The sequence below is a fragment of the Desulfitobacterium dehalogenans ATCC 51507 genome (assembly GCF_000243155.2).
In the GTDB taxonomy this organism is placed as follows: domain Bacteria; phylum Bacillota; class Desulfitobacteriia; order Desulfitobacteriales; family Desulfitobacteriaceae; genus Desulfitobacterium; species Desulfitobacterium dehalogenans.
In genome coordinates this window covers 2,723,887-2,749,918 of record NC_018017.1, presented here as the reverse complement: position 1 = coordinate 2,749,918, position 26,032 = coordinate 2,723,887, and the positions used below count along the sequence as shown (strand labels likewise).

The following is a 26,032-nucleotide window of genomic DNA, read 5'->3' as shown; positions in this document are numbered from 1 at the left end:
TTGAAAGGTTAAAAGACAGTACTTTAGGGTGCTGTCTTTTTTCGTCTACGCTACCTCCCTATTCTCTTTATGTATAGAGCTCACTGCGGCAACGAATATAAAGCATGAATATGAAGACACTAAAAGGTGTTGGTTTAGAAGGGGGGCGGTTAGTATGAGCTTTGGAGATAAATTTACAAAATGGAGCAGCATTGTCGCAACTGTTGGAACTTCTATTTTGGCACTTACCGCCACGATTACGGTTGCAGTAACGCTTAATGCCTGGAAAATCGATCGCGAATCTTCACGTCCTTACTTGTCCCTGCGGGAACCTCCTAAGGTTGAGTTGAAATCCGGTTTAAAACTTGAATTTAAATTTACTAATGTAGGAATTCATCCTGCGGAGAATTTGGCCAGCCGAACCATAGTCTTTGAGGAAAAATTACAAGATAAGCCCATCCAAAATGAACCCAATTATTTAGTGAATGAGATACCTCAAGATATGAGCTCCAGTTTAGTGATCGCTTTGGACTCTTACGAAGTGGATATTAGTGAGCCCTATGTCAGTCCATACTATATTGTTCTTCATCTGGAATATGCCGATCCGATCATTTATCAACAGTATGAGCAAACCCTATATTTTCGGTGGAGCGGAATTGATGGGGGAGAGGTCCAACCCGTAGTTCATGTGGAAGTAGGCGAGAAAGAGAATATCATCAATTATTTTAAAGCTCAAAGTATAGAAACCAATCTATAGATGCCTAGGTAGTAAAAAAAGCGGGAACTCAAGGGTTATGTTGAGTTCCCGCCTTATGTGCTGAGATATTATTCCGCCATAACGATACAATAAACCTCTACAGGGCCATGGACACCGATGGAAAGATCCATCTCAATGTCTGAAGTACGGCTTGGTCCAGAGATGATTTCGATAGCTGCCGGAATGTCTGTTCCCATGAGTTCCTCAAGGACTTGGTCGAGACTGTCCCTGAGGAAAGATGCCGGGATAAAGGTCAGATGGCGAATGGGTACCAGGCTGACCCCGCGTCCCCGTTTGGAGCCGCTTTTTAAAACGAGAGACCCGGATTGAGCTATGCCGAAGTCTGCTCCGGTGATGCCCAATTCAGTCTTATCCATGATGGCATTGCGTTCATCGGCAGGAAGATCGGCATAGGAATGGGCCGGCCAATCCAGCTCTTCTAAACTGGCACGGGCCATAGTCGGGAGCTCATTCCAAGTGACAATGGAGTTAGGGCTGAGCCATTGAGGTTTTTCGCCGAACCATTCCTTCAAAGCCCGGGCGGCTTCTTCATGGGTGGAGGCTGTGGCTGCTTTGCCTCCCATGGCTTCGTACATTTTCATAAATTTATCGATCCGTTCCTCCTGGGAATCTAGACGATAGAGGGGAAAGTTGAGTTTAATAGGTTCCACAGAGGTGGGAGTGGGACGCCCAAGTTTTTTAGCGATGTTTGCGATAAATGCTTGACGATCACTCATTCTTTATCACCCCGCTGCATGTTTTTTAGATCTTTCTCCAACTCCGGCCATTTATCCCGGAACATTTGCTTGGCTATAGGGGGCAGAGTCTTGCTGTTGGTCCAGTTATTAATCGGGGGTGGTCCTGAGGTAATTTTGCCGTTGCGCATGAGGATAAACTGGAATTTCGATCCTAAGCGGACAAACTTGCTGAGAGTTTTGGGATGGGAGAAGTAGTGGCCATAGTATTTGAAGAGTTTCTTTTCCACACCGGAAGTGAGCCCCTTGAGGACCTTGCGGTCCCGATGCTTGACGATCAAATCATGGAGGGGAATCCGTACCGGGCAAGCTTCGGAGCAGGCCGCACAGAGGGAGGAGTAGTAAGGGAGATGTCCCCATTTCTCATAATCCTGTTCCAATAGTGGAGTAATGACGACTCCGATCGGACCTGAGTAAACGGAACCATAGGCATGTCCGCCGACTTGGCGATAAACGGGGCAGACATTGAAGCAGGCTCCGCAGCGGATACAACGAAGGGATGAGCGGAAATCCACATCCCCAAGGATTTCCGAGCGATTGTGATCGAGAATGACCAAATGCCATTCTTTAGGTCCGTCAAGATCCTCTTCCCGCTTGGGTGGTGTAATCATCGTGGTGTAGACCGAGAGGCGTTGTCCTGTGGCGCTGCGGGCCAGCAGATTGAGAAGGACACTGAGTTCCTTGAATGAAGGAACAATCCGCTCCATCCCCATCATCGTGATTTGTACCTCGGGCAAAGTGCTGGTCATTCGGCCATTACCCTCATTGGTAACCATAGTAATGGTTCCTGTATCCGCTACGGCAAAGTTACAGCCGGTTATTCCGATTTTACTCGTAAGGAATTTTTCCCGCAGCTGTTCCCGGGCGAATTTGGTCAAGGTTGGAGTATCTGAGTCTAGCGGGTGTCCGGCTATGGGTTCGAAGAGTTTGGCAATTTGGTCGCGGTTCTTATGCATGGCCGGGACAATGATGTGAGAGGGCGGCTCATTGGCAATCTGGATGATATATTCGGCCAAATCGGTCTCAACTACCTCAATACCGTCTTTCTCCAGGACAGGGTTGAGGTGAATCTCTTCTGTAATCATGGATTTGGATTTGATCACGGATTTAAATCCATGTTTTTTGAAAATCTCCTGAACGATTCTTACCCCATCTTCCGGTGTTTTGGCAAGATGAACGTGACCTCCGTTCTTTTCCACATTTTCAATGAGCATATTAAGGTAATAATCCAGGTTTTCGACCACGTGATTACGGATTCTTTCTCCTACATGGCGCCATTCTTCCCAGTTACCCAGTTCTTCCGTAATGGCGAGTTTATTGTTTCTCAGCCTATCTGTAGCCCGGCGGGTTGCCTTACGTAAAAAATCATCTTTGAGAGCTTTATCTAAAGCAGCGTCGACATCATAATGATTATCCAGTGACATAGTTACATCCCCTTTCCGAGCAATTGAATGACATGCATGGCCGGAATGGAGCGGCCATGTTTCTCCATATAGCCGGATATATTCATAAGACAGCCCATATCCAGGCCGGTCAGAATATCAGCGCCGGAGGCCAAAACATGCTCAGCTTTTTCAGCAACCATGGCTTCGGATATTTTGGGCATCTTAATGGAGAAAGTACCTCCAAACCCGCAGCACAGATGGGCTTCCGGTAGGGGGAGAATCTCTAAGCCTTGGATGTTTTGCAGTATAGCCATAGGTTCATCCCGAAGCCCTAAGAGACGAGTGGCATGGCAGGAAGGATGATATGTGACTTTGGCCTTATAACGGGCGCCGAGATCCGGGGTTTTAAGGACATTGACTACGAATTGTGTGAACTCATAGCTCTTGTCGATCAGGTCTTTGGCTTTCTTTGCATACACTGGGTCATCCTTAAATAAGGTGGGATAATTATGATGGATCATTCCAATACAAGAACCACTGGGCGCTACCACCACTTCACTGTTTTCGAAAGCGTCAATGGTCGCCCGAGCTACTGTGCGGGTATCCTCCATATAACCGGAATTAAAAGAGATCTGGCCGCAGCAAAATTGTCCTTCAGGAAAGTCTACGGTATGCCCCAACCGGGTAAAAATTTTGGACATGGTTTCACCAAGATCCGGAAACATGGTGTCTCCAAGACAGGTAATAAAGAGCGAGATTTTCATGAAGCTACAGTCCCTTCATTCGATGCTTGTTTTTTTTATTATGGCATGAATTATTTGGATTTATCCATTGCTAACCCAGCACGGGAACATTGGGTTCTTCATACCAAAGGCAGATGAGATGGGTTGGACCTGAACTTTGAGTAATATTTACAATGTTGACCCAGCGATTATCCTCCAACCATTGATTCAATTCATGCTCAAGGAGTCGCGGGGCGGAAGAACTGATCGCCTTAACTTTCACAATAAAATCTCCTTTCTAAGACATAATCCGTTCTTATGTACCTTGTTATTATATCAAATTGGGAGATATTACTAAAGTTTTTTGACGAATTAGGGGAAAAATAAGTTTGAGGTGATAAGAAGATGCCTAGAAAAGACGGCAATAAGCAGCAGAAGGAAGAGTTAAAGAAAATAGAGTTGACCCTAAAAAATATCCAAGAAAATGAACAGTTTCTTGCCGAGAATGCTGAGGAGCTCTCACCCCATCAATTAAAAGACGTGCGAAAACATTTAGATTCTAAGAAGAAGTTTCTTAAGGAGACAGACGGAACGATAAAATACTAGAAATAAGGAGCGGGAAAACCGCTCTTTATTTGCACTATCAGAAAGTATAAACTTGCGCACTATACTTACTAAGCATAAGGGCAACCAGCGACTTCGCCTCATTTGCGAGCATGCGTTTAAAGCTCGGCGAAGTCGGGTTTTCTTTATCCAAATAGTAAGAGGTATCCTTGCGGATACCTCTCATAAGGTTAATGTACAGTTAGATGCGGGTTCCTCTTTTGAGGTTTTCTTCTGCAAATTGAATCATGCGTTTGGTCATCATTCCACCGACAGAACCGTTTTCACGGCTGGTGCGGTCGCCGCCCAATTGAACGCCGAGTTCATTTGCGATTTCATACTTGAATTGATCCAATGATTGTGATGCACCTTGTGTTGCTGGTTGGTTAGTGTTTCTTTCTCCTGCCATGTAGGGTCCCTCCTTAAGTAATTTGTATTAGTTAGTGAGACGATCTTATTATCTGAATCAGCAGGAGAAAATAAACAGGTAATTGTTGGTTTAATCATCATCAATCAACTATTAATTCTAATAAAAGGAAAAAATACTTAGTCATCATCTTGGGAACAGATTCGAACCGCTTCCTCAGCCGGATAGTCTTCGGATATGATTTTGATTAATCCAGGATAATAAGTATCAAAGGTTTGTGCACCATTCCAGATAAGATTAATGAGCTGTTCCTGGGAAGGCTCTGAATTGGCAGAATCCAGGTAGGTCCGGAAACGAATTTCCCCATCATCCATATCCATTTCAAAATTACCAATGGCAAGTTCATGATTAATCCGATTCATGAAGTTGCAGACTTCTACGCGCTTGGCAAAAGGTATCTTTTGCTTGATATGTGTATTGCAAAGCAGCGACTCCTGCTCTTCATCAACAATAATGAAAGAGACAAAATCACAGTTAATACCGCGAATTTCTAAACGGAACAGCTCGTTTTTTTGGTCGAAGTCAAATTTCCAACAGTCCTTTTTAAGGGTATTGTACAGAACTTCAAAGAGCGTCATAGCAAGTCCCCTCCTTTACCTATACTATTTCCACATGCTGATGGTGATTCCTGCAAAGTTAACAAGGATAAAAAGCAGAAATCCTGTCCATTGGAGTCATTCTGATTCCTTTTTTCGTAGAATTTATTATGTTATAATAAAATGCTGTTCATCGTTATGGAGCGGTCAATCCTATTACGAAAAGATCCTATTGATCTTAATTTATAGAGTAAGGAGTAAACTTTGTGAGCATATCCCTTGAAGAACACATCAGTTCTCGAAAAACATTTGCTATTATCTCACACCCTGATGCGGGGAAGACCACTTTAACTGAAAAACTGCTGCTTTTTGGGGGAGCTATCCATTTGGCGGGGAATGTCAAGGCAAGAAAGACCCAACGGTATGCTACTTCGGACTGGATGGAATTAGAACGGCAAAGGGGAATTTCCATCACTTCCAGTGCCATGCAGTTTAATTATCAAGGATTTGTCATCAATATTCTGGATACCCCAGGTCACCAAGATTTCAGTGAAGATACCTATCGCACCCTGACAGCCGCGGATAGTGCCGTGATGTTGATCGATGCGGCAAAAGGTGTGGAAGTACAGACCATTAAACTCTTCGAAGTCTGTAAACGTCGGGGAATTCCCATCTTTACCTTTGTTAACAAGATGGATCGGGAAGGAAAGCACCCTATCGATCTTATGGATGAAGTAGAGAAAGTCTTAGGCATTGAAGCTTATGCTATGAATTGGCCTATAGGCGACGGAGCTGATTTTAAAGGAATCTATGACCGGGAAACGGGTAATGTGGAGTGCTTTACCGACGGACTGCGTAAAGGCAATGACGATACACGCCGGACAGGTCATGTTGATGATCCCGAGATCAGGGAATGGATTGGGGAAGACTTACTCAATCGCTTCCAAGAGGAGATTGAGCTTTTGGATATGGCCGGGAATGTCTTTGATAAGGAACGAGTGGATCGGGGGGAAGTAACTCCCGTGTTTTTTGGAAGTGCTTTGAATAATTTTGGGGTGCCCAACTTCCTGGATAGTTTCTTAGAGCTAGCACCGGCTCCGGCACCGCGACAATCCAACATGGGTACTTTAGAACCGGCAAGTCCGCAATTTGTAGGGTTTGTCTTTAAGATTCAAGCTAATATGAACGCAATGCACCGGGACCGTATTGCCTTTATCCGCATTTGCTCAGGCAGATATGAACGGGGCATGAATGTCATTCATAATCGGACTCATCGCAAAATGAGGCTGGCTCAGCCTCAGCAGCTGTTCGCCCAGGAGCGGACTATTTTGGATGAGGCCTATGCGGGAGATATCATTGGGGTTCATGACAGTGGAGTGCTCCGCATCGGTGATGTCTTGGCGGAAAAGGATGGTATCGAATTTGAAGCCATGCCTTTTTTCAGCCCGGAGAACTTTGCCCGGGTCAGCATCGCCAATGCCCTGAAAAGGAAGCAATTCATTAAGGGGATACAGGAGCTTCAGGAAGAGGGGGCTATCCATGTCTTCCGGGATTTGAATATTGGGGTAGAGGCTCCCGTGGTAGGGGTAGTCGGCCAACTCCAATTTGAAGTTTTGGAATACCGACTGCGGGACGAGTATGGAGTAGAGGTTCAAATCAACAGTCTGCCCTACGAAATTGTCCAATGGATACCTAAGGATGAAGAAAAGATTCGTATTCTTAAGGAATCCAGTATGAGTATGGTGGTCTTGGATCAGGATGAGAATTATGCTGTCCTGCTTTTGGACAAATGGAAGGCTAATTGGTTAAGCGAACGCTATGGGATAGATTTTTATCCGCAGCCTATTAGAGAGTAAGAAAGCTCGGGTCAGGGTAGCTTTACGCACAACGCTCACTTCATAGCTCCAGGGCTGGTCAACTCGCTTTCTTAACAGCTGCGCCAAACCTCCGGGTAGTACCTGATGTGAACCGGTGGCTCCGCTATGTTAAGAAAGCCTCGTTAACCCAGCCGCCCTTCCGCTTAAAGAAAGCTTGGCTTATGGTGAGTGAAGCGAATCAGAAGCCTTAGCTGCCTTATACACAGTGAAATCCGTTCGCTTTTGTGCGTAAAGCTACGCTTGCGGGTCTTTTATCGACTCTTTTCCAGGGTAGCCGGCTCGCCGCAGGCGGCGTCGGCTGGGATGAAAAGTGTCTGGGCCTGGAAGCTTATCCCTACATCCGCGCCGCTCAAGCCCGAAAGGCAGCCCAGGGATTTTGCTTTAAGGCAGAGAACGGATTCTAAGCGAGCAGGTAAGCAATCTTCGCGAAAAGGCTGCAGCGGAGTCGGGTTGGAAACAGGACGTTTCCAACCGCCCATTGAGCAGGAGCGATTTGGGCGGGGACCCGACGCAGCGGAGGTCTTGAGCGATTAGATTGCTCCGCGCAGCTTATAGAGTGAACGCCGAAAGCAAAATCCTGGAGACTTAGCTTTCGGTTTTTTTCTGGGTAGGTTCTAAGCATACATGCTATAATGAGGTAATGCATCGAGAGAAGGTGTACCTATGGAGGAGCAGGGGAAGGGATTCTTTAAGGTCTACGACTACCAGGAGCTGGAAAAGCAGGAACTGATGAGCTTGTATATTGGGAAGAATGCGGATTATTATCTGCGCAAATGGAGTAAGACCTCTGCTCCGGAGAAGGCATTTTCCTGGAACTGGGCAGCCTTCTTTGTCTTTGCTTTCTGGGTGGGCTATCGTCAAATGTATGTATACCTCGCTCTATTGGTAGGGATTATGCTGGCTGGAGATGTGGCTTATATTTTCGTGCTGGGATGGGAGCCCGACATTCGGATAACCATCGTGATCTCCTTACTTATGGGGGCCTTTGGCAATGCTCTATACTATCGTCATATTCGCAGAAAATTAGATCAGCTGAAAGAATCGGGCCTGGAATCTGAAGAAATCCGCAGGAGAGCGGCTGCCGAAGGAGGCCCTAATTGGCGGGGGATTTTGGCAACATGTCTAATGCTCTTTCTTTATAATATTATTCTGGGCTATTTAACGTCCTTGCTCAATGGAGTTATCCATACATAAAAAAAGGGAGTATCGCCGGCTGCTTAAAAAGTAGCGGCGATACTCCCTTTTCATAGGGTTAGAAATTCATAATCGATTACGAATGGCTCCGGCTGACTAGAGGACGCGTTTTGCCCCAATGAAGTGGGATTGCCAGTAGGAACCCATGGTATAAATGGTTACTCCCTTTGAACTGGAGGCATTGATGAACTGTCCATTTCCCAGGAAGATTCCCACATGATCAATGACTTTATCCCCGTCCAATGAGAAGAAGACCAGGTCTCCGGCTTTGAGGTTGCTGAAGGAAACAGCCGTTCCTACATTATATTGATCCCGGGATACCCGAGGTAAGGAAATGCCATGCTGAGCGAAGACATATTGGGTGTATCCTGAACAATCAAATCCGCTGGTGGTGGTGCCGCCCCAAACATAAGGCACTCCAATATATTTTTTGGCAGTGTTGATTACGGCAGTGGCTTTGGAGGTACTCACCGGTGTGCTGGATTTGGCGGAGACTTTGGGGGTGTTGGCAGCACTTTTGCTTGTGTTGGAAGACTTTTGGGAAGAGGTGGCGGGAGAGGTTGAAGGGGTAGTCTTCGGAGCTTGAGAAGGCGCAGGCTGAGTGGATTTGGACCCACGGGAGATTTCACTGGTTACGGACTGTCTGGTGGCCTCGACATTGGCAAGCGAAGCACTGGAGGCCAAGGTTGTTTCGGAATAGGCTTGAGGGGCAAGGGCAGTTTCCTCAGTCAAAGCTATACTTTGAGGTGCTATAGGTTCTGAAATGGTCTGAGGGTAAGCAAAGAGGGTCGTAGCGAAAAGTCCCAAGGACACTATCGGAACCATTCCAGTAATAAGGACTTTCTTGTAACGATTTTTATTTATATTTTTTTTCATAAGGTTCTTCATAAATTTCTCCTTTCAAAACAAAAAACAACCTATCAGATTCTAACAGGTTGTCTTCAGTATAAAATAACTTTTTCACGATGTCCTTAGAGGATGATTGGTTAAATCGCCAGGTTTTGTTAATCTCAGGAATCATTTTCCGCTCAATAGGAATTGAGGTACTCCTAATTTGGGATGATGAACTTGAACTAAATCCGCTTTATACACTTGGGCTAGAGTTTCTTCCAGGAGAACGTCTTCTTTTTTGCCCCAGGTGACGATTTCCCCTTGATCCAGAAGGAGAATCCGGTTGCAATATTGACCCGCTATATTCAAATCGTGCAAGACCATGATCACAGTGATTCCTAACTCATCATGCCACTGACGGACATGATCCATGACTAAGATTTGGTGTCCGATATCCAAATAGGTGGTGGGTTCATCCAAGATGAGTATTTGGGGTTCCTGAGCCATGGCACGGGCCAGAGAGACTAGTTGGCGTTGACCGCCGCTTAGGGTGCTGACCTTTTGGGAGCGTTTATGCCAAAGGTTCAGTTTAACGAGTATGTTCTCCACCACAGCCTTGTCATGGTGGCCTAGATCGGCAAAGGGCTTTAACCAGGGATAGCGCCCCATGGATACGATCTGCTCTACGGTAAAGGGCAGGGCAGGGGTGCCTTCCTGCTCCAGGACGGCGATTTGGCGGGCCAGTTCTTTGGAGGTATAGGAGGAAAGAAGTCTGTCCATAAGTTGAACCTTCCCGGAGGTAGGCGGCTGAAGACCGCTGATGGTGCGGACCAGAGTTGATTTGCCGCTGCCATTGGGGCCGATGATTCCAAACATATCTCCTTGACCTATAGTGAAGGAGATATCTCGCAAAACAGCAAAGGAGCCATAATGTTGATTAAGGTTCTGAATCTCGAACACGTTCATCTTAACCCCTCCTTAAACCACTCTTTAAAAGATAAGCGAAAAAGGGCGCACCCACAAAAGCTGTAATCGCTCCGATAGGAATCTCCTGTGATTGGAGCAGGGTTCTGGCAATGGTATCCGACCACAAAAGAAAGATTGCTCCCGCTAAAGTGGATACCGGCAAAAGAATTCGGTGGTCAGGCCCTACCAGAAGACGCATAAGATGGGGAATAATAAGTCCTACGAAGCCGATGATGCCCACCATGGAAACAGCGGCGGTGGCCAATAAGGAGCCAACGATTAGAATGGCGATTTTTTTCCTCTCCACATTAATTCCGAGATGAGTCGCAGCTCTTTCCCCTAAAGCAATGACATTAAGCTCCCGGTTTTGAAAGAGAAGGTAGGTCAAGCCGATGAGAAAATAAGGGAGAAGGATAAGGACATTCTGCCAGTTGCTGTTGGCGAGACTCCCCATCATCCAGAAGATAATCTGCTGCATCTGCTCGCCGGAAACAGCAATGAGGAGGGAGAGAAAAGCACTCAGCAAAGCCTGCACCACCACACCGGCCAAAATTAAGATTTCCCGCTCAAATTGACCGTGCTGTCTGGATAGAGAGAAGACAAAGGCCAATGAAATAAGACCCCCGGCAAAGGCGAAAAGGGGCAGGACCGATTGACCAAAGAAAGAAAAGCTGCGAAAAAAGAGGATAGCTGAGGCTGCTCCAAAGGCAGCTCCGGAAGAGACCCCTAAGATATAGGGATCAGCCAAAGGATTGCGCAGAATCCCTTGAAAGGCCACTCCTGAGGTAGCCAGCATAGCCCCTACGATCAAAGCTAAAAAGACGCGGGGCAGGCGCAGATTCCAAACGATGGATTCTTGGGCAGGAGTCCAGCTGGGGTCAAAGTTAAAAAAAGGCAGATGGCTTAAAATAATCTTCCAGGTAAGATGAAAGGGCAGGGAGACAGAGCCGGTCATTACACAGATCACAACGGAAAGAAGCAGGAGAAAGGACAGGGCCAAAATCCATGTGATGCCTTTGGGGAAAGTTCTGGAATTCATCTCATGTTGTCCTCCTTAAATTCAAGTCAATAAGTCTCTCCCCATACTGAATACTATATGCCGTATCAAAAATACAAAAGGCTGCGGGTTAGAAAAGATCCGGATAAAGGGCTTTGGCGATCGTCTCCAGGCCGTCAATGATCCGGGGACCGGAGCGGGTAACCATATCACTGTCCAGATCGTAAATACGGTCATGGGCAATAGCATCAATGCCTTGCCAAGCTGGACGGGCTAAGATAGTGGCCTTTACATTATCCATATAGTAAGAGTAGGTGCTCAGGATAACCTGAGGGTTCTTATCAATCACCTGCTCCTCGCTGTATTGTGCCCAGTTTTGGACATCACTGGCGATATTGATTCCCCCCGCTTTGGTGATGAGCTCATTAAGAAAAGTTCCTTCACCGGCGGTAAAAAGGCCCGGATCCACTTCAATCCATACCTTGACCCGGTCGGATTCCTTGATAGTCCCCACTTTATCCGCAATGGCCTGTTCCTTTTCGTTCATTCCTTGGACCACTGTCTGTGCCTGTTTCTGGGTATTGGTGATGTATCCCAGTTTCTCGATGGCTTGATAAGTGCTTTCCAGACTTTGCGGGTTTAAATGAACCACAGGGATACCTAAATTGCGCAGGGAGTTGATAAAGTCTTGGTTATGCATCCCTGTAACAACCAAATCCGGTTTGAGCTGGATGAGCTGTTCCATATTAGGGTTTAAACTATCTGCAAAGACGTATTCCGCTTTCTCCTGGATACCCACCGGGTAATTATCATAGACGGTTAAGCTGATAAGCCTGTCATCCAGGCCCAGAGCACTTAAGATCTCCGTGGAGGGCGGGGCCAGGCAAATAATGCGCAGGGGTTCCTTTTCCAGGGTGGTTGCCACTCCTGTATCGTCTGTGTAAGTTAAAGGGTAACTTGTGGACTGGTTGGTATCTTGTCCAGCCGGTGTTTCGGGAGAAGCCGCACCTTGCTGTGAGGTTGGATTGCAGCCGCTGATCAAAAATAAGGTCACCCCTAGGGTTATGAGCAGGGTGAGCAGTGTCCGTTTTTTTCTATTCATTTGGGTTCTCCTTTCATGTTAGGGTGGCAAGACAAAATAAAAACCTTTTACCGCCAGGATAAAAGGTTTTTGCTGCACTATGTGGACTCTTGCAGCGCCTATTTCCTGTCCTCGAGGAGGGTCGCTGATGATTAGGCAGGTTCCTGACTTGGGAGTGATGACTCACTCGTTTCACAGTGGCGGGACCGTGCCGGAATTGAACCGGCTTCCCTTTTAACTCTATCCAAAAATGGATTGAGAACCTAATCGTACAGTATTGAATTAAGATCATTATAAGGCATTCACCTGACAATGCCAAGATGCACTTAGAGTATGCCTTCATGGCAAATAAAGAATCGTTTTCAGAAATCCCGTGAATACTAATGCAAGGACTCGCATAGAAATCATGACAGGGGGATGTATATTATGCAAGATATAGTAAAGAAAGGTTTATCCTTGGGATTAGGCTTGGCGGTCGTGAGCAAAGAGCAAATCGAGAAGGTCGTGGACGAATTGGTAAAGAAGGGGGAGCTGTCTGCCGGCGAATCCAAGGAATGGATGAATGAGCTGATCCAAAAGGGAGAGGATCAGCAGGATGAAATCTATACCAAGATTAAGGAACAAGTGCAAAAAATCCTGGCAGAACTTAATCTTCCCAGTAAAGCGGACATGGAAAGGCTGGAGAATCGAATCGCTCAATTGGAAAACCAGAAGCCTGGGGAATGAACTTGGGGATAGATTAGGGGTATTAGCATGATTGGAAGAAAAATTCGTCATGTTCATCGGTATAAGGAAGTTGCCACGGTATTGGCCCGTAATGGATTCAGCCTCATCCTGGAAGAGATGGGGCTTATTAATTTTATCTCTTATTCCAGGCGGATGTTGAGGAGAGAAGAAGAGGCGGACTCCCAAACTCTCGGTCAGCGTTTGCGTAAGGCCCTGGAGGAATTAGGGCCTACTTATGTTAAGATTGGGCAGATTGCCAGCACTCGGCCGGATATTATTCCGGATTACCTGATCACTGAACTGGAAAAACTGCAGGATCAGGTTCCCCCCTTTTCCTTTGCCGACGTTCGCCAAATTATTGAAACGGAACTGGGAGCCCTGCCGGAAGATATTTTTCAGCATTTTGAGGAAAAACCGGTGGCGGCTGCCTCTATCGGGCAAGTCCACTATGCTGTTCTCAAAACAGGGGAGAATGTAGCGGTGAAAATCCAGCGCCCTCATATTGCCCGGACCATTGAGACGGATCTGGAAATACTTCTGGACTTGGCTGCTTTGGCGGAAAAGCGCGTGGATTGGGCAGCTCTGTATCATGTAAAGGATATGGTGGAGGAATTCGCTAATTCCTTGCGCAATGAATTGGACTATGAGATTGAAGGAAGCAATGCCGAACGGATGGGGAAGCAATTTCAAGGAGATCCCACGATTCGCATTCCTAAAGTCTATAAAGAGTACTCTAATAAAAAGGTCTTGACTCTGGAATATATTCAAGGGGTAAAACTCAGCCAATTCGAGACTCTTGAAGCGCTGGGTTATGATCGTAAGGTACTAGCGGAAAACCTGATCAAAGCTATGTTTAAACAAATCTTAATCGAGGGTTTTTTTCATGGGGACCCTCATCCGGGAAATATTTTCGTTTTGCCCCAGCAGGTTATTTCCTTGATCGATTTCGGCATGATCGGCAGACTTTCCCCGGATATGAAGGATCATTTCGCTTCCCTGGTCATTGGGATGATGCGGCGGAAGACGGAGGACATGGTGGAGGCCGTGTTTGCTATGGGGATCGTTCCAGAGGATATGGACCCCAAGGCATTGTATCGGGATGTGGATTTATTAAGAGAGAAGTACTTGGATGTTCCTATGAGTGAAGTTGATCTGGGCAATGCCGTCAACGATCTGTTTAAGGTGACCTATAAACACCGGATTATTATTCCCGCCGATCTGGTACTGCTGGGCAAATCCCTTCTAAGCCTGGAAGGCATCGTGGAGCAGCTGGATCCCGAGATCAGTATTATCGATATTGCCGAGCCCTTCGGAGAGCAGCTCCTTAAAGAACGGCTCAATCCAGTCTTTTTCGCCGAGAAAACCTGGAAACATTTTCGGGAATACTCGGATCTTTTATTCAATCTCCCGAAACAAATGAAGGAGATTTTCAGCAGCATTCAGCGGGGCAAAGTACGGGTGGAGATTTATTTACCCGAATTAGCCACTTTCATACGGAAGCTGGATCGGATAAGCAATCAGCTTTCTTTTAGCATTTTATTACTGTCTTTCAGCATTATCATGTGCGGTTTAGTCATTGCTTCCGCCTTAGGCAAGGAACCCCTGGTCTTTTGGCGAATACCGGCTATTGAGGCCGGTTTTGTTATGGCAGCTATGATGTTCATTCTTCTCTTGGTATCGATCTTGCGCTCAGGCAGGTTCTAGCAGGAATGTGGGTTTGACTTTGTTTGATATAATTAGTTAGGATATAATTAGGATAAATCAAATACATAGGAGATTGAAACGTTATGATCAGAGCAATGGCAGAAGCGGACAGAGAAAGGTTCCTGGAGCTGGCATTTGAATTCTACCATTCGGAAGCTGTTCTCCAGCCTGTACCCAAGGAATTTCACACAAGAACTTTTGATGAGATGATGAGTTCGGATCGTTATCTGAATGGATATATACTGGAGTGGGAAAACCAGGTTGCCGGATATGCAATTACAGCGAAGACTTTTTCTCAGGAAGCTGGAGGAATCGTAGTCTGGATAGATGAGATTTATATTTTGCCTCCTTATCGTTCGCAGGGGCTTGCCCGGGAGTTTTTTCAATACTTAGAGGAGCACCGGCACGACCAGATCAAGCGGATCCGGCTTGAGGTGGAAGAAGAGAATGTTAAAGCTATATCTCTGTATAAACGATTGGGATTTAATGATCTTGAGTATATTCAGATGATCAAGGATTTTGACTAATGGTTACGAACTCATTGGTGAACCGATCGTGTCCACCAGGCTTAAGAGATACACTTAATATAATATTTGGAAGGCACGAGAGGAAGGAATATCACATGAACGTCGTTGAAGTAAAAGGTACGGAATTAGAAGATGCTTTTCAAATTCGCAGGGAAGTTTTTGTTGAAGAGCAGGGGGTTCCTCTGCAGGATGAATTCGATGGATATGATGAGTCAGGTGCAGCCGCCCGTCATATTCTGGTGTATTATGAAGACCAGCCGGCAGCCACGGGAAGGCTGCGTTGGCTGGGGGATACGGCCAAATTGGAGCGGATCTGTGTGCGTGCCGCCATGCGAAAATTCGGCTTAGGCAGCGTCGTCGTCAAAAGCCTGGAAAAGATTGCCCAAGAGGAGGGCTTTTGTAAAGCGAAGATTCATGCCCAAACCCAGGCTCAGAACTTTTACGAAAGACTAGGGTATAGACAAACTTCTGAGGAATTCATGGAAGATGGAATTTCCCATATTGTTATGGAGAGGACAATCTAAATGATTTTTCCATACGGGTCAAAAGAAATCGAGTATTTAAAAACCCGGGATGAAGTCCTGGGGCAAGCTATAGAGCGCATGGGGATGATCGAGAGAGAGGTTACCCCGAACCTTTTTAAAGCTCTGATCTCCAGTGTGGTCAGCCAGCAGATTTCCAAAAAAGCAGCTGAGACCGTATGGAACCGGCTGCAAACTCTCCTGGGAAATATCAGTGCCGAGGAAATCGTTTTAGCCGATCTGAAGGCTATTCAAGGCTGTGGAATGTCCACACGCAAGGCGGGGTATATCAAAGGGATTGCTGCGGCCGCCCAAAGAGGTGAGGTGGATTTCCATAAGCTTCATACCCTGAGTGATGAGGAAATCATCCACTCCTTGTCAGCCTTACCCGGTGTGGGAGTGTGGACGGCAGAGATGCTGCTCATCTTTTCTCTTTGCCGGCCCGACGTGGTCAGTTATCGGGATTTAGCTATCCGCAGGGGAATGATGAACTGTTATGTGCTGGAGGAGTTATCTAAGGGGACCTTTGAGCATTACCGTAAGAAGTATTCACCCTACGGGTCTGTGGCTTCTCTGTATCTTTGGGCCATGTCTTAGGGTGCTAAGCCTGTATCCCTGTCTTCTCTGGAAGGATGAGAATAGACTAAGTGAATAGATGGCCATACATTTAGAGGCTAAAGTCTGAAAGTCAAGATTTATGAATCGGTGTAAAAAGGTGGTTCCCCACAGCGGAACCACCTTTGCTAATGGCATATGATAAAAGTATGATCCTCTTATCCTCTGAAACGAGGTGAGGGTAGATTACCATTAGGAATTTTTTGGCTGGCTGTTTATCCTACGATTGGGAAATTGTATCTTGTTGGCCGGCAGGCGCTGTATTATAATGATGAATAGTGTTATTTAACAGAGATCTTGATGCTAATGAGGTGTTGTATGTTAACGGTAGAAAAAATCGGGGGCACTTCTATGTCCCAATTTGAAGATGTCTTGAAAAATATTATTGGGGAACAGGATTCACGGCGTTTTAGCTTCGGGAGAGTGTTTGTTGTTTCTGCCTACGCAGGGGTGACCAATAAGCTTTTGGAGGATAAAAAGACAAAAGCCCCGGGGATCTATCGTCATTTTATCAATGGTGAAGATTGTGAAGAAGCTTTGACTCTCTTATTGCAGGATCTGCTTAAGATTAACGAGGGGTTTGTGAAAATTGGCTTAGATGCTGAAGCGGCTAAGGAGTTCCTGGCTTCAAGGATCAATCAGACCAAATCCTATTTGCATAGTATGCATGAAATCATTGCCTCCGGTTATGTGGATCGTGAGAATATTTTCTCTGCTGCAAGAGAGCTTCTGGCTTCTTTAGGAGAAGCTCATTCAGCCTTCAATTCCGTGAACATCCTGCAAAATCGCGGCATACCCGCCCGCCTTGTGGATTTAACAGGCCTTCGGGACTCCCGTCAGCTGACTATTGATGAGCGGATAGCCAAAGCTTTTCGGGGCGTGGATCCCTTCAAGGAGATTGTCGTCGTGACCGGGTATACGAAAGGCAAAGAAGGGATAATGCGTCAATTTGAACGGGGCTATTCGGAGATCACTTTCTCCCGGATTGCCACTCATCTTCATGCGGATGAAGCCATTATTCACAAAGAGTTCCATCTCTCTTCTGCCGATCCAAAGATTGTGGGGGTAGAAAAGGCCATCCCCGTAGGACGGACCAATTATGATGTTGCTGATCAGCTTGCAGATATAGGCATGGAAGCCATCCATCCCAATGCATCCAAACCTCTGGAAATGGGCGGGATCAATCTGCGTCTGAAGAACACCTTCGAGCCGGATCATCCGGGAACACTCATCTCCAAGGATTATATTGGTCCCGAAGCCAAAATCGAGATTATTGCCGGTTCGGATAAGGTGGTCGTAGTGGAAATCCATGATTCTTTAATGGTCGGTGAGGCAGGATACGATAAGCAGATTATGGAGATGTTCATGAAATATTCCGTAAGTTATATCATGAAAGCCACCAATGCCAATAGTATCTCTCTCGTGATCTGGGAGCATGATTTGGACGAAGACCTGGTAGCGGAATTGAAAGGGGCTTATCAGACCGTGACTATTTTGCCGGCGGCCATAGTCTGTGTGATTGGGTCGAATATTGCTGTTCCGAATATTTTAGCCCGTGCTACCAGCAGTTTAGCGAAAAACCATATTAATGTGAACTGTGTGTCCCAATCCCTTCGTCAAGTCAATATGCAATTTGTGATTGACCGGGATAAGTACACTCGTGCCATTTACCATCTTAATGAAGATTTGTGTTTGGGATAATTTTGAGAGTAAAAAAGATAGGCACCCCTAAGGGGGAACCTATCTTTTTTAAATCTTTGCTTATGCCTGTGCTTGAGCCTTTGGGAAAATTAAGGTGTGCCTTCTGCCCCTTCCTGATCCCGTGGGCGTCTTGGGGGCTTGGGGCCGAAGAATTGATAATAATGGCATTCTAAGCGGCCATTGTAAAGCTTTCTGCTCTTATCCCAGCGGCGTCCAATCAGAAGCTCAGGGTGTTTATCCGTCGTGATCACATGCAGGGACCAGGTTTCCAGATTCTTGAATGTCTCTCCCAGATCTTTATAAAGCTGTTTGACTTCCTCTTCCTCACCCAAACGCTCTCCATAAGGAGGGTTGGTGATCAGATGGCCGTATTGGAACCGGGAGCGCACTTCGGCTGCAGGCAAACGTTGGAAAAATATCTTATCCGTCAGTCCTGCATCTTCACAGTGAGCCCGGGCAAGCTGCAGGGCCTTGGGGTCGATATCCGAACCATAAATATGCAGTTCCTGATCCCGAACATAAAGATCCTGGGCTTCTTCACGAGCTTGCTGCCAGTATTTCTCCTTAATGTTGGGCCAGGTTTCAGCGACGAAATCCCTCTTCAAGCCCGGCGCTCGGTTAAGAGCGATCATGGCTGCCTCAATAGGTATGGTTCCCGTGCCACAGAAAGGATCAATAAGGGCGCGGTCCGCTTTCCAGTAACTCAGATTGATCATGGCGGCGGCTAAGGTTTCTTTTAAAGGAGCTTGCCCCGCCAGTCTGCGATAGCCTCGTTTGTGCAGTCCGGCACCGGAAGTGTCAATCGTAAGAGTGACGATGTCCTTTAAAAGAGCGACTTCGATTTTGTACTTAGGGCCGGTTTCCTTAAACCAACTGATACCGTAAGCCTCTTTGAGCCGTTCTACGATAGCTTTTTTGACAATAGCCTGGCAATCGGAGACACTAAAAAGCTTGGATTTTATGGATTTGCCTTCCACAGGGAATTCCGCATCGATGGGGAGCCATTCTTCCCAGGGCAGGGCTTTGGTGTGCTGAAAAAGCTCTTCAAAGGTCGTGGCTTTGAATTCACCCATTTTCAGAAGGACGCGTTCAGCTGAACGCAGCCACAGATTAGCCCGGCAAACCCCCAGCTCATTGGCGGTAAAAGAAATTTTACCGTTTTCCACCCGGGTTTCTGTATAGCCTAGATTATGGAGTTCACGGTTTACTATGGATTCAATGCCAAAAGCACTGGTGGCGATCAGTTCTATTTTAGCCAATACGGTATCCCCCTTCATCATAAAGGAAACTTGTTTCCTATGTCCACGAAGTGGACAAATTCTTCTTCTATAATAATGATTGGTCCGGGGAAAGGCAAGTGAGGAAAGAGGATATTCTTTGATTTCTATGACTTGCAAACTCGTCCTGTTCACTATAGGATAAGATGAGGCCGGTTGTGGAGGAGGATAGTTTGGTGGAAACTATGGATAATCATGAAGAACAACTCCGTGCAGCGCTTATCCCATCATTTTGGCTGACCCAGCTTCTCTTATTGATTCCGGGAGCATTCCTCCTTTGGCTTTTCTATCTGCGCAAAGGGTATCCTTGGCAAACCTTTTTTGCCTGGGATAATACCGGAGGGATATGGCTCTTAGGTTCGGCAGCAGCCCTTTTGGGGATGGGTTTACAATTTCTGGCCTGGAAGATCTTCTCTATAGAAGCTTTTGATGATGGCGGCGTTAACCGTCTCTTATTAGAGTTGCCGGCTAAGTTCCTTTTTCCCATGTTTTTAATCGGGGCATTTTCTGAGGAACTCCTGGTAAGAGGGGTCGTCCAGACGGGCCTAGGTAACTTTTTTGGTCCTCTTTATGGTATCTTATTCACGAGCATTCTCTTTACCGGGATGCACCTTCGTTATCTCAAGAAACCTGTCTTGATGTGCGGAGTCTTTGTCGTCAGCTTGCTTCTCTGCTCCCTCTATGGATTTACAGGAACTCTTTGGGCCACGGTATACGCTCATTTTCTCTATAATTTCGGAGCCGCTCTTTTAGCCAAGAAGTACTATCTTCCCTTGATTCCCAATGCCCCAAAAGACGAATAGTTAAAGAAGCAGAAAGAGTAAGGAACATGTATCCTTACTCTTTTCTGCTCAAGAAGGTTTTTGAACCTCAGGATGGAATATTAATTCTTACCTACCTAGCTCATGCTTCCATTGGGAACGAAGGTAGCACAGTCCGTCATTTCAGTCGTTTTAGCATTAGGGGCTTGAATTTCGATGGTTTGGGCATGACAGTGATCATTTCCCCAATAGTGACAGGTATTGACCACACATTTAACTCCTTGAAGATGGGAATCGATTTTGTCTACACGTCCAGGCATTATCATGTCCTCCTTTATAATTGAGATGGGTTCAGAGATGGTTACCCTGAATCAGTATATAATTTCCCGCGATAAGTTTTTTTTATACTGTCAGAAAGTATAACGTCGATGTATACTTTTCTCCAGCATAAGTGCAACCAACGACTTCGCCTTTCTGGATGCATGTTTAAAAAGCACGGCGAAGCCGGGTTTTCTTTATACTTTTTTACTCAATTTTAGCAAAAACAAAAGAGCCCTTACTTTGTCATATTATGCTATTTGCGTTTACGGGACAGGTTCAGGATACTCAAACCATAAAACAGCCCTGCGGTAACAAGCAGCACTAAAATACTTCCCTGGGGAGTTAAGAGAGTATCTCCGAAACGGAAAGTCACGCCCATCATTGAATTAAATTCCTCCAGGCTCTCTGCCGGGGCATGGGCAAAAGCCTTTTGAAGGGGTGCTTCCATAAGGATCTGACGAAATAGAAGGGCAGCATGGGAAATTGGGAAAATCTTTATCGCATATTGTATTGCTTCAGGCAAAACCCCAATGGGCAAATAGATACCGGTTAAAAAACCGATAAGGGTTCCGATAATGGTGCTGGCTGTTGAAAAAGCATGGAGACTCTTGAAGAGAGAAGCCAGAAAAAATAGGATCGCTGTGCTTGCCAGAGAAGAGAGCAGAATAAGCGCCAGTACCTGCAGTGTCTTTGTCCCTGTCAGCAGCTCCCCGCCATTGGCGAGAATGTAAATTTCGGCTAAGATCAGGGCCACAATGCTCATGATGACCCCAATGACAAAAGCACTTAAACTATAGCCTCCGGCAAGGGCGCTTCTCGAAACAGGCGATGATTGAAAATCCTTGATAATATTCCTGGCTTTATCCGCCACCATAATTCCCAGGGCCCCCATGGTCGTCGTCACGGAAGTAACAGCCAGCAATCCTGCCATGATCCAACTATCCATAAGATAACGGGCATTCTCTATATCAGAATAATCCTCAGTCCAAACATCTCCTAAAAAAAGGGCATAGAGGCCGATAATGATAAAAACCGCCAGCAGAGAAAAGAAAACCGCACTTTTATCTCTAAAGAAGATTTTCAGATTGCGCAGCATAAAGTTGATCATTCTCTGATCTCCTTTCCGGTGATCTTAATAAAGGCATCGTCCATGGTACCATGACTGACTTCCAAGCCTGTGAGATAAGTTTGACATCCGGCAAGAATCGGCAAAGCCTCCAGGGTTGATGAGAGTTCGATAATGATTTGATCGGCAACCTGATGGAAAGGGATGCGCATTTCCTGAAGAGCTATGCTTAGTTTTTCTTTGTCATGATAAGAAAGCTTAAGCCGGTCACTGGCATATTCCTGTTTGAGTTCGGTGGGCGTTCCTTTAGCAGCGATTTCGCCGTTGTCGATCACAATAACATAATCTGCTTCGGCAGCTTCCTCCATATAGTGGGTTGTCAGAAAGATCGTCATGTCCTTTTCTTTCTGCATTTTCTGGATGGTCTCCCAGACATTTTTACGGGTCTGAGGATCCAACCCTGTGGTGGGCTCATCTAAAAACAAAATTTTCGGTGCGTTAACCAAGGCTCGGGCGATATCCGCCCGGCGGCGCTGGCCCCCGGAAAGATTGCCATAGGGCCGTTTCAAAAATTCAGCGACTCCGGTAAGAGCTGCAATGGATTTTATGGAATCAGCCAAGGCCGTCTTTTTCAGGCCGTAGAAGCCGCCCCTTATCTTCAAATTCTCTTCTACCGTGAGCAGCGGATCCAGGAGGCCATCCTGAAATACCGCACCAATCACGGAGCGGATTTTATTATCTTCTTTGCCTAATTCATAGCCGTCCACAACGACCCGTCCCCGGTCCGGCTTTAAAAAAGTACAGATGATATCGATTGTCGTTGATTTTCCGGCGCCATTGGGTCCCAGAAAGGCAAATAATTTGCCTTTTTCCACATAAAAATTGAGCCCCTTAACCGCCTGAACATGACCATAGCTCTTATGCAAATCTACAACCTCAATTATTTTATCCATCCTGCCAACTCCTTGTTTGTGAACTCTACAGTTCAAACGCTTAACTTCTTTTTATATTTTCTACATTTAATGTAAAAACCTTCTCGTACTAATTAAAATTTAGGTTAATGTTGAATTAATGGTGTAAAAGAGGTGTATCATTGGGTAAAACGTTAATCATAGCTGAGAAACCCTCCCAGGCCAGGGAATATGCCAAAACTCTTGGTGTAAAGGGCAAAGGAGAAGGGTATTTTGAGAACGATGACTATATTATTTCCTGGTGTATCGGGCATTTGTTTGAGCTGAAGCCTCCTGAGACCTATATGGATCTCTTCAAAGTAGGAAAGCGCTGGGGAATCCACCGCCTGCCTGTACTTCCTCAACTGGGGGAATTTCAGTATGAGCTGAAACCCAGTACCCTAAAACAATACAACGTACTGCAGCGCCTGCTCAAGTCTCAAGAAGTTCGACAGGTCATTTGTGGAACGGATGCCGACCGGGAAGGACAATTGCTTTTTCAGGAAGTATGGGACACCCTAGGGAGCAAGAAGCCTCTTTTCCGGCTTTGGATTTCATCCTTGACCCAGGAGGCCATTCGTGAGGGAATGAGCAAATTGCGGCCCTTTCACGAGGTGGAAGGGTTAGCTCAGGCAGGATATGGACGCTCCTATGGGGATTGGGATTTCGGAATGAATCTGACGGAGGGGTTCACCGCTCTTTTTGGCAGTTTCGATCCTGTGAGAAAAAAGCCCAATGTTATCTCCATCGGCCGGGTTCAAACTCCCACCTTAGCCTTGGTAGTGGAGCGTGAATGGGCTATACAAAACTTTGTTCCTGTTTCCTATGTGGAACTTGAAGCCGAATTTGAGAGTGCTAAAGGATGCTATAAAGGAAAATGGTTTGACAAAGACCGGCTGGCAAGCCATGGACAGACTAAGGAAGCGGAAAAAGATCAGGAGACAGATAGAGATAAGCATATCTTAGATCTGGAGCGCGGTAAGGCGATTCTAGCCAAAGTCCAGGGGAGGCCGGGCAAAGTCTGTTCAGTGAAGGATAAGGAGAGTACGGAGCCTCATCCCTTGCTTTTTGATTTAACTTCTTTAACTGTAACCGCCTCCAAACGCTATGGCTTTGGGGCGGAAAAAGTGCTGAAGATTGCTCAGTCACTTTATGAAAAGAAAGCCATAACCTACCCGAGAACGGATTGTAATTATTTACCCCCCGATATGCTCCCCAAGCTGAAGTCTCACCTGAAAGCCTTGGAACAAGGTCCCTTTGAGCAATGGGCTAAGGAAGCTCTTGACAGGCCCTTACCTAAGGGTAAGAGGGTCATTAATGAGATTACCGCTCACCATGCGATTATCCCTACCACTGAGAGAATTGCTCAGAACCTGAGCCCCGATGAACAGAAAATCTGGGAGATGATTGTCCTGCGCTTCCTCAGCACTTGGTTTCCCCCTGCCCGGTATGCGGAAAGGGAAATCATTACTGTTGTGGAAGATGAGTTTTTCCTTACTAAGGAAAAAACCCTGCTTGAACCGGGATGGAAGAGAGTAGAGAAAACCGGAAAGCACTCAGAGGATTCTGCGCCCAAACTCCCTTCCCTTTCTCAGGAAGAGAGGGTTGGGACCCGGTCCTGTCAAGTCCTTCAAAAGGAGACAAAGCCACCGAAGCGTTATACCCAAGGGGATCTGATTAAAGCTATGGAAGGAGCCGGCAAGGAGGTCGAGGATGAGACCCTGCGCCGGCAGTTAAAAGGAAAAGGACTGGGAACCGTGGCGACACGAGGGGCAATTATTGAAAACCTCTTGACCCGGGGGTATATTCTGCAGCAACAGAAAGTGCTTGTGCCGACGGAAAAAGGTATGGAGCTCATTCGCTTGATTAAGGAACGTTTACCCCGGGCTCAATTGCTGATCAGTGCGGAAATGACCGGGCAGATGGAATATGAGTTAGCCCAAGTTGAACGAGGTGAGATCCCTTTAAGCCGGTACATGGAGAAAGTTGAGCAGGCTGTTCGCGGTATTATTGAAGAGTTGCGTCACTATGAAGCTACCCATGGGAAAAAGCCCCTGGCCTTTGCCCCCCAAAAGCAAGGTACTCAGGGACGGAAGAGCAAAAGCAACCAGGAGAGCAGGTCCCAGGAGCCGCACGCTCCTAAAACTGATAAGGCAAAGGATGGGAAAGAGAGTTCAGCCTCGGCTTCCGGGGATAGTTTAGGAACCTGCCCTAGCTGCGGAGGCGGGGTAGAGGAACGGGAAAAGGGCTACGGCTGTCAAAACTGGAAAAAAGGATGTCCGTTTATACTTTGGAAGAATCCTATCTGTGGCAAGGTGCTGACACCAGCCCAAGTCAAGAGTCTATTAAAAAAAGGAAGAACAAATCTAATCAAGGGCTTTCGCTCTAAGAATGGGAAGAACTTTGCAGCCTATCTTGTTTGGGAAAATCCTTCCTCGGGGAAGCTAAAGTTCGAGTTCGAGAGAAACAATCCGACAAAGCCTGGCTAAGTATTAAAATGCAAGGTAGCCGGCCTTGCCGGGCGGCACCAGCAGAGGATGAAAAAACATCTTAAAACGATACTTGAACAGATACTGATAAACCACCCAAGGATTTTGCTTTACAAAAGGGAGCGAATTTAAGCGAGCGGAAACAAAACTTCGCGAAAAGCACGTAGCGGAGAAAGGTTGGAAACAGGACGTTTCCAACCGGCCATTGAGCAGGAGCGATTTGGCCGGGCACCTTTTGGAGCGGAGGGCTTGAGCGTTAGTTTTGTCCGCGCAGCTTATGGAGCGACCGGTGTAAAGCAAAATCCTGGAGAGTCAGCTTTCGAGGCTTTTTCGTAGTAGACTCCATGCCGCCTGCGGCACTATTAGGATGACAAGCTTATCGATATTTGCTAAGATATACTGGAGAATGACAAGAAACATAGAAAATAAGATGAATATGTCGTAAAGTGGAATTACAACAACTGCATAAAATTAATGAAGATGGAACTGATCAGGAAGAAAATTGTGTCCATCCGAATATGATGAAACAGATGGCCTGAGAACATAATGAACAGGGGGGGAAGTATGAGAAGTAGCTGGGAAAGTATCGTGGTTGCCATCGGGATTATCCTATTATTTTACTTCGCGAGACGTTATACCCCTGGACAGAAAAGTCCCAAAACTATGAAAAAAGGGTCGCGGCCTAAAGAAGAGACCAAACCCTTGGAAATGATACTTACAAAAAAAGAAATGAAGCATGTGCCGGTGAAACCATCTCCTTCTTCTCAAGGGGTCGCCAGCCTTGTAATGCACCCCCACAGCTTTGAACGGGCCAAGAGGGAATATATGCGCTATGCGCAGCAATTCAGCGGATTCTATGAGGTGCTTTTTTTATCCTGTTCAGGAAAATTAAGCGGCCCGCGACAGGAACAATTGCTTAAGGATTGGGAAGAGGGGATCCTGGGTACAGATGCCCCGAATTTTATACTGGCTTGGAACACCATTATTCAAAAGTATTGTGGCAGAAACTTCTACTTCAAAGGAAACATAAAAGGGAAGGGCGAACAGGGTGAGGAAGAGCGGATTCTCCAGAGTTGGTTGAAGATACTGTTCAGATGGGGTCTTCACCGGGAACTCAAGGGTCAAATCCAGCTTGAACCTCACGGCGGGGAACCGATTGGCGCCCAGGAGCAGAATTATTTTTGGGTCCTCAATGGAGAAGTTCTCGAAGAAGGTCGAGGAGAGAGCCCTTGAGTCAATAAATTTGAGAAGATGCAGTTTGCTG

The 26,032-nt window shown here is 46.3% G+C and carries 29 protein-coding genes and 1 riboswitch; of the genes, 15 read left to right on the top strand and 14 right to left on the bottom strand.

Annotated elements, in window-relative coordinates; genetic code table 11:
- The first annotated feature begins 154 nt into the window (after positions 1–154).
- Positions 155–736: a hypothetical protein gene (locus tag DESDE_RS13250; protein WP_014794524.1), complete on the top strand. Its 582-nt coding sequence runs from the start codon at positions 155–157 to the stop codon at positions 734–736.
- 68 nt (positions 737–804) lie between these two features.
- On the opposite strand, the gene DESDE_RS13245 is transcribed toward DESDE_RS13250, so the two are convergent.
- The 4 genes from DESDE_RS13245 to DESDE_RS22095 form a co-directional block, all read right to left on the bottom strand.
- Complete coding sequence (locus DESDE_RS13245; protein ID WP_014794523.1) at positions 805–1,473, bottom strand: LutC/YkgG family protein; 669 nt, start codon at positions 1,471–1,473, stop codon at positions 805–807.
- Positions 1,470–2,915 (bottom strand): LutB/LldF family L-lactate oxidation iron-sulfur protein, encoded by a 1,446-nt coding sequence (locus tag DESDE_RS13240; RefSeq protein WP_014794522.1) that lies wholly within the window; start codon positions 2,913–2,915, stop codon positions 1,470–1,472. The genes DESDE_RS13245 and DESDE_RS13240 overlap by 4 nt, the downstream gene beginning before the upstream one ends.
- Before the next feature lie 2 nt (positions 2,916–2,917).
- A complete protein-coding gene (locus tag DESDE_RS13235; RefSeq protein ID WP_014794521.1) occupies positions 2,918–3,640 on the bottom strand; it encodes a (Fe-S)-binding protein in 723 nt (240 codons plus the stop codon).
- A 70-nt stretch (positions 3,641–3,710) separates the two neighbouring features.
- Positions 3,711–3,881: a hypothetical protein gene (locus DESDE_RS22095; protein WP_014794520.1), complete on the bottom strand. Its 171-nt coding sequence runs from the start codon at positions 3,879–3,881 to the stop codon at positions 3,711–3,713.
- Positions 3,882–4,003: 122 nt separating this feature from the next.
- Here DESDE_RS22095 and DESDE_RS13230 point away from each other — a divergent pair, with 122 nt between their 5' ends.
- Complete coding sequence (locus DESDE_RS13230) at positions 4,004–4,204, top strand: hypothetical protein (protein WP_014794519.1); 201 nt, start codon at positions 4,004–4,006, stop codon at positions 4,202–4,204.
- Positions 4,205–4,403: 199 nt separating this feature from the next.
- On the opposite strand, the gene DESDE_RS13225 is transcribed toward DESDE_RS13230, so the two are convergent.
- Both DESDE_RS13225 and DESDE_RS13220 read right to left on the bottom strand, forming a co-directional pair.
- A complete protein-coding gene (locus tag DESDE_RS13225; protein ID WP_014794518.1) occupies positions 4,404–4,610 on the bottom strand; it encodes an alpha/beta-type small acid-soluble spore protein in 207 nt (68 codons plus the stop codon).
- Between the two features lie 137 nt (positions 4,611–4,747).
- Positions 4,748–5,206: a YbjN domain-containing protein gene (locus DESDE_RS13220; protein ID WP_014794517.1), complete on the bottom strand. Its 459-nt coding sequence runs from the start codon at positions 5,204–5,206 to the stop codon at positions 4,748–4,750.
- Positions 5,207–5,430: 224 nt separating this feature from the next.
- On the opposite strand from DESDE_RS13220, the gene DESDE_RS13215 reads away from it, so the two are divergent.
- From DESDE_RS13215 to DESDE_RS13205, 3 genes are all read left to right on the top strand, one after another.
- Complete coding sequence (locus DESDE_RS13215) at positions 5,431–7,020, top strand: peptide chain release factor 3 (protein WP_014794516.1); 1,590 nt, start codon at positions 5,431–5,433, stop codon at positions 7,018–7,020.
- Positions 7,021–7,344: 324 nt separating this feature from the next.
- Complete coding sequence (locus DESDE_RS21925; RefSeq protein ID WP_050981838.1) at positions 7,345–7,575, top strand: hypothetical protein; 231 nt, start codon at positions 7,345–7,347, stop codon at positions 7,573–7,575.
- A gap of 129 nt (positions 7,576–7,704) precedes the next feature.
- On the top strand, positions 7,705–8,235 hold the full coding sequence (locus tag DESDE_RS13205) for a DUF2628 domain-containing protein (RefSeq protein ID WP_014794515.1): 531 nt from the start codon (positions 7,705–7,707) through the stop codon (positions 8,233–8,235).
- Between the two features lie 96 nt (positions 8,236–8,331).
- On the opposite strand, the gene DESDE_RS13200 is transcribed toward DESDE_RS13205, so the two are convergent.
- From DESDE_RS13200 to DESDE_RS13185, 4 genes are all read right to left on the bottom strand, one after another.
- Positions 8,332–9,111 (bottom strand): C40 family peptidase, encoded by a 780-nt coding sequence (locus tag DESDE_RS13200; protein ID WP_041917400.1) that lies wholly within the window; start codon positions 9,109–9,111, stop codon positions 8,332–8,334.
- Positions 9,112–9,252: 141 nt separating this feature from the next.
- A complete protein-coding gene (locus DESDE_RS13195; protein WP_014794512.1) occupies positions 9,253–10,032 on the bottom strand; it encodes an ABC transporter ATP-binding protein in 780 nt (259 codons plus the stop codon).
- A 1-nt stretch (position 10,033) separates the two neighbouring features.
- Positions 10,034–11,071 carry a FecCD family ABC transporter permease gene (locus DESDE_RS13190; protein ID WP_014794511.1) on the bottom strand — a complete coding sequence of 346 codons (1,038 nt, stop codon included), beginning with the start codon at positions 11,069–11,071 and terminating at the stop codon, positions 10,034–10,036.
- 88 nt (positions 11,072–11,159) lie between these two features.
- Complete coding sequence (locus DESDE_RS13185) at positions 11,160–12,131, bottom strand: ABC transporter substrate-binding protein (protein WP_014794510.1); 972 nt, start codon at positions 12,129–12,131, stop codon at positions 11,160–11,162.
- A gap of 117 nt (positions 12,132–12,248) precedes the next feature.
- Positions 12,249–12,392, bottom strand: a riboswitch (cobalamin riboswitch).
- Between the two features lie 144 nt (positions 12,393–12,536).
- Between DESDE_RS13185 and DESDE_RS13180 the strand changes: the two genes are divergently transcribed.
- The 6 genes from DESDE_RS13180 (at position 12,537) to DESDE_RS13155 (ending at position 17,904) form a co-directional block, all read left to right on the top strand.
- Positions 12,537–12,836 carry a phasin family protein gene (locus tag DESDE_RS13180; protein ID WP_014794509.1) on the top strand — a complete coding sequence of 100 codons (300 nt, stop codon included), beginning with the start codon at positions 12,537–12,539 and terminating at the stop codon, positions 12,834–12,836.
- 27 nt (positions 12,837–12,863) lie between these two features.
- A complete protein-coding gene (locus DESDE_RS13175) occupies positions 12,864–14,540 on the top strand; it encodes an ABC1 kinase family protein (protein ID WP_014794508.1) in 1,677 nt (558 codons plus the stop codon).
- Between the two features lie 83 nt (positions 14,541–14,623).
- The gene (locus DESDE_RS13170; RefSeq protein ID WP_014794507.1) at positions 14,624–15,067 is read left to right on the top strand and encodes a GNAT family N-acetyltransferase; all 444 of its coding nucleotides are present in this window, start codon (positions 14,624–14,626) and stop codon (positions 15,065–15,067) included.
- 95 nt (positions 15,068–15,162) lie between these two features.
- On the top strand, positions 15,163–15,591 hold the full coding sequence (locus DESDE_RS13165; RefSeq protein WP_014794506.1) for a GNAT family N-acetyltransferase: 429 nt from the start codon (positions 15,163–15,165) through the stop codon (positions 15,589–15,591).
- Positions 15,592–16,185, top strand: a complete 594-nt coding sequence (locus DESDE_RS13160) for a DNA-3-methyladenine glycosylase family protein (RefSeq protein ID WP_014794505.1) — start codon at positions 15,592–15,594, stop codon at positions 16,183–16,185.
- 336 nt (positions 16,186–16,521) lie between these two features.
- Positions 16,522–17,904, top strand: a complete 1,383-nt coding sequence (locus tag DESDE_RS13155; RefSeq protein WP_014794504.1) for an aspartate kinase — start codon at positions 16,522–16,524, stop codon at positions 17,902–17,904.
- Between the two features lie 89 nt (positions 17,905–17,993).
- On the opposite strand, the gene DESDE_RS13150 is transcribed toward DESDE_RS13155, so the two are convergent.
- On the bottom strand, positions 17,994–19,163 hold the full coding sequence (locus DESDE_RS13150; protein ID WP_014794503.1) for a THUMP domain-containing class I SAM-dependent RNA methyltransferase: 1,170 nt from the start codon (positions 19,161–19,163) through the stop codon (positions 17,994–17,996).
- 203 nt (positions 19,164–19,366) lie between these two features.
- Between DESDE_RS13150 and DESDE_RS13145 the strand changes: the two genes are divergently transcribed.
- A complete protein-coding gene (locus DESDE_RS13145) occupies positions 19,367–19,984 on the top strand; it encodes a CPBP family intramembrane glutamic endopeptidase (RefSeq protein ID WP_242831409.1) in 618 nt (205 codons plus the stop codon).
- Positions 19,985–20,079: 95 nt separating this feature from the next.
- On the opposite strand, the gene DESDE_RS13140 is transcribed toward DESDE_RS13145, so the two are convergent.
- The 3 genes from DESDE_RS13140 to DESDE_RS13130 all read right to left on the bottom strand — a co-directional run bounded on the left by DESDE_RS13140 (position 20,080) and on the right by DESDE_RS13130 (position 22,282).
- Positions 20,080–20,262: a DUF1540 domain-containing protein gene (locus DESDE_RS13140; protein ID WP_014794501.1), complete on the bottom strand. Its 183-nt coding sequence runs from the start codon at positions 20,260–20,262 to the stop codon at positions 20,080–20,082.
- 254 nt (positions 20,263–20,516) lie between these two features.
- The gene (locus tag DESDE_RS13135; RefSeq protein WP_014794500.1) at positions 20,517–21,371 is read right to left on the bottom strand and encodes an ABC transporter permease; all 855 of its coding nucleotides are present in this window, start codon (positions 21,369–21,371) and stop codon (positions 20,517–20,519) included.
- Complete coding sequence (locus DESDE_RS13130) at positions 21,368–22,282, bottom strand: ABC transporter ATP-binding protein (protein ID WP_014794499.1); 915 nt, start codon at positions 22,280–22,282, stop codon at positions 21,368–21,370. Before DESDE_RS13130 ends, DESDE_RS13135 begins: the two co-directional genes overlap by 4 nt.
- 140 nt (positions 22,283–22,422) lie before the next feature.
- On the opposite strand from DESDE_RS13130, the gene DESDE_RS13125 reads away from it, so the two are divergent.
- The 3 genes from DESDE_RS13125 (at position 22,423) to DESDE_RS13120 (ending at position 26,001) form a co-directional block, all read left to right on the top strand.
- Positions 22,423–24,768, top strand: coding sequence for a type IA DNA topoisomerase (locus DESDE_RS13125; RefSeq protein WP_014794498.1), 2,346 nt, complete (start codon positions 22,423–22,425; stop codon positions 24,766–24,768).
- Between the two features lie 177 nt (positions 24,769–24,945).
- On the top strand, positions 24,946–25,104 hold the full coding sequence (locus DESDE_RS22090; protein ID WP_169314441.1) for a hypothetical protein: 159 nt from the start codon (positions 24,946–24,948) through the stop codon (positions 25,102–25,104).
- A gap of 228 nt (positions 25,105–25,332) precedes the next feature.
- Complete coding sequence (locus tag DESDE_RS13120) at positions 25,333–26,001, top strand: hypothetical protein (protein ID WP_014794497.1); 669 nt, start codon at positions 25,333–25,335, stop codon at positions 25,999–26,001.
- Positions 26,002–26,032: the final 31 nt, after the last annotated feature.

Bases quoted from the DNA above. Each gene is read 5' to 3' on its own strand.
- DESDE_RS13250 (WP_014794524.1), top strand. From the start codon at position 155: ATGAGCTTTGGAGATAAATTTACAAAATGGAGCAGCATTGTCGCAACT.
- DESDE_RS13245 (WP_014794523.1), bottom strand. From the start codon at position 1,473: ATGAGTGATCGTCAAGCATTTATCGCAAACATCGCTAAAAAACTTGGG.
- DESDE_RS13240 (WP_014794522.1), bottom strand. From the start codon at position 2,915: ATGTCACTGGATAATCATTATGATGTCGACGCTGCTTTAGATAAAGCT.
- DESDE_RS13235 (WP_014794521.1), bottom strand. From the start codon at position 3,640: ATGAAAATCTCGCTCTTTATTACCTGTCTTGGAGACACCATGTTTCCG.
- DESDE_RS13230 (WP_014794519.1), top strand. From the start codon at position 4,004: ATGCCTAGAAAAGACGGCAATAAGCAGCAGAAGGAAGAGTTAAAGAAA.
- DESDE_RS13225 (WP_014794518.1), bottom strand. From the start codon at position 4,610: ATGGCAGGAGAAAGAAACACTAACCAACCAGCAACACAAGGTGCATCA.
- DESDE_RS13220 (WP_014794517.1), bottom strand. From the start codon at position 5,206: ATGACGCTCTTTGAAGTTCTGTACAATACCCTTAAAAAGGACTGTTGG.
- DESDE_RS21925 (WP_050981838.1), top strand. From the start codon at position 7,345: ATGAAAAGTGTCTGGGCCTGGAAGCTTATCCCTACATCCGCGCCGCTC.
- DESDE_RS13205 (WP_014794515.1), top strand. From the start codon at position 7,705: ATGGAGGAGCAGGGGAAGGGATTCTTTAAGGTCTACGACTACCAGGAG.
- DESDE_RS13200 (WP_041917400.1), bottom strand. From the start codon at position 9,111: ATGAAAAAAAATATAAATAAAAATCGTTACAAGAAAGTCCTTATTACT.
- DESDE_RS13195 (WP_014794512.1), bottom strand. From the start codon at position 10,032: ATGAACGTGTTCGAGATTCAGAACCTTAATCAACATTATGGCTCCTTT.
- DESDE_RS13190 (WP_014794511.1), bottom strand. From the start codon at position 11,071: ATGAATTCCAGAACTTTCCCCAAAGGCATCACATGGATTTTGGCCCTG.
- DESDE_RS13185 (WP_014794510.1), bottom strand. From the start codon at position 12,131: ATGAATAGAAAAAAACGGACACTGCTCACCCTGCTCATAACCCTAGGG.
- DESDE_RS13180 (WP_014794509.1), top strand. From the start codon at position 12,537: ATGCAAGATATAGTAAAGAAAGGTTTATCCTTGGGATTAGGCTTGGCG.
- DESDE_RS13175 (WP_014794508.1), top strand. From the start codon at position 12,864: ATGATTGGAAGAAAAATTCGTCATGTTCATCGGTATAAGGAAGTTGCC.
- DESDE_RS13170 (WP_014794507.1), top strand. From the start codon at position 14,624: ATGATCAGAGCAATGGCAGAAGCGGACAGAGAAAGGTTCCTGGAGCTG.
- DESDE_RS13165 (WP_014794506.1), top strand. From the start codon at position 15,163: ATGAACGTCGTTGAAGTAAAAGGTACGGAATTAGAAGATGCTTTTCAA.
- DESDE_RS13160 (WP_014794505.1), top strand. From the start codon at position 15,592: ATGATTTTTCCATACGGGTCAAAAGAAATCGAGTATTTAAAAACCCGG.
- DESDE_RS13155 (WP_014794504.1), top strand. From the start codon at position 16,522: ATGTTAACGGTAGAAAAAATCGGGGGCACTTCTATGTCCCAATTTGAA.
- DESDE_RS13145 (WP_242831409.1), top strand. From the start codon at position 19,367: ATGGATAATCATGAAGAACAACTCCGTGCAGCGCTTATCCCATCATTT.
- DESDE_RS13140 (WP_014794501.1), bottom strand. From the start codon at position 20,262: ATGCCTGGACGTGTAGACAAAATCGATTCCCATCTTCAAGGAGTTAAA.
- DESDE_RS13135 (WP_014794500.1), bottom strand. From the start codon at position 21,371: ATGATCAACTTTATGCTGCGCAATCTGAAAATCTTCTTTAGAGATAAA.
- DESDE_RS13130 (WP_014794499.1), bottom strand. From the start codon at position 22,282: ATGGATAAAATAATTGAGGTTGTAGATTTGCATAAGAGCTATGGTCAT.
- DESDE_RS13120 (WP_014794497.1), top strand. From the start codon at position 25,333: ATGAGAAGTAGCTGGGAAAGTATCGTGGTTGCCATCGGGATTATCCTA.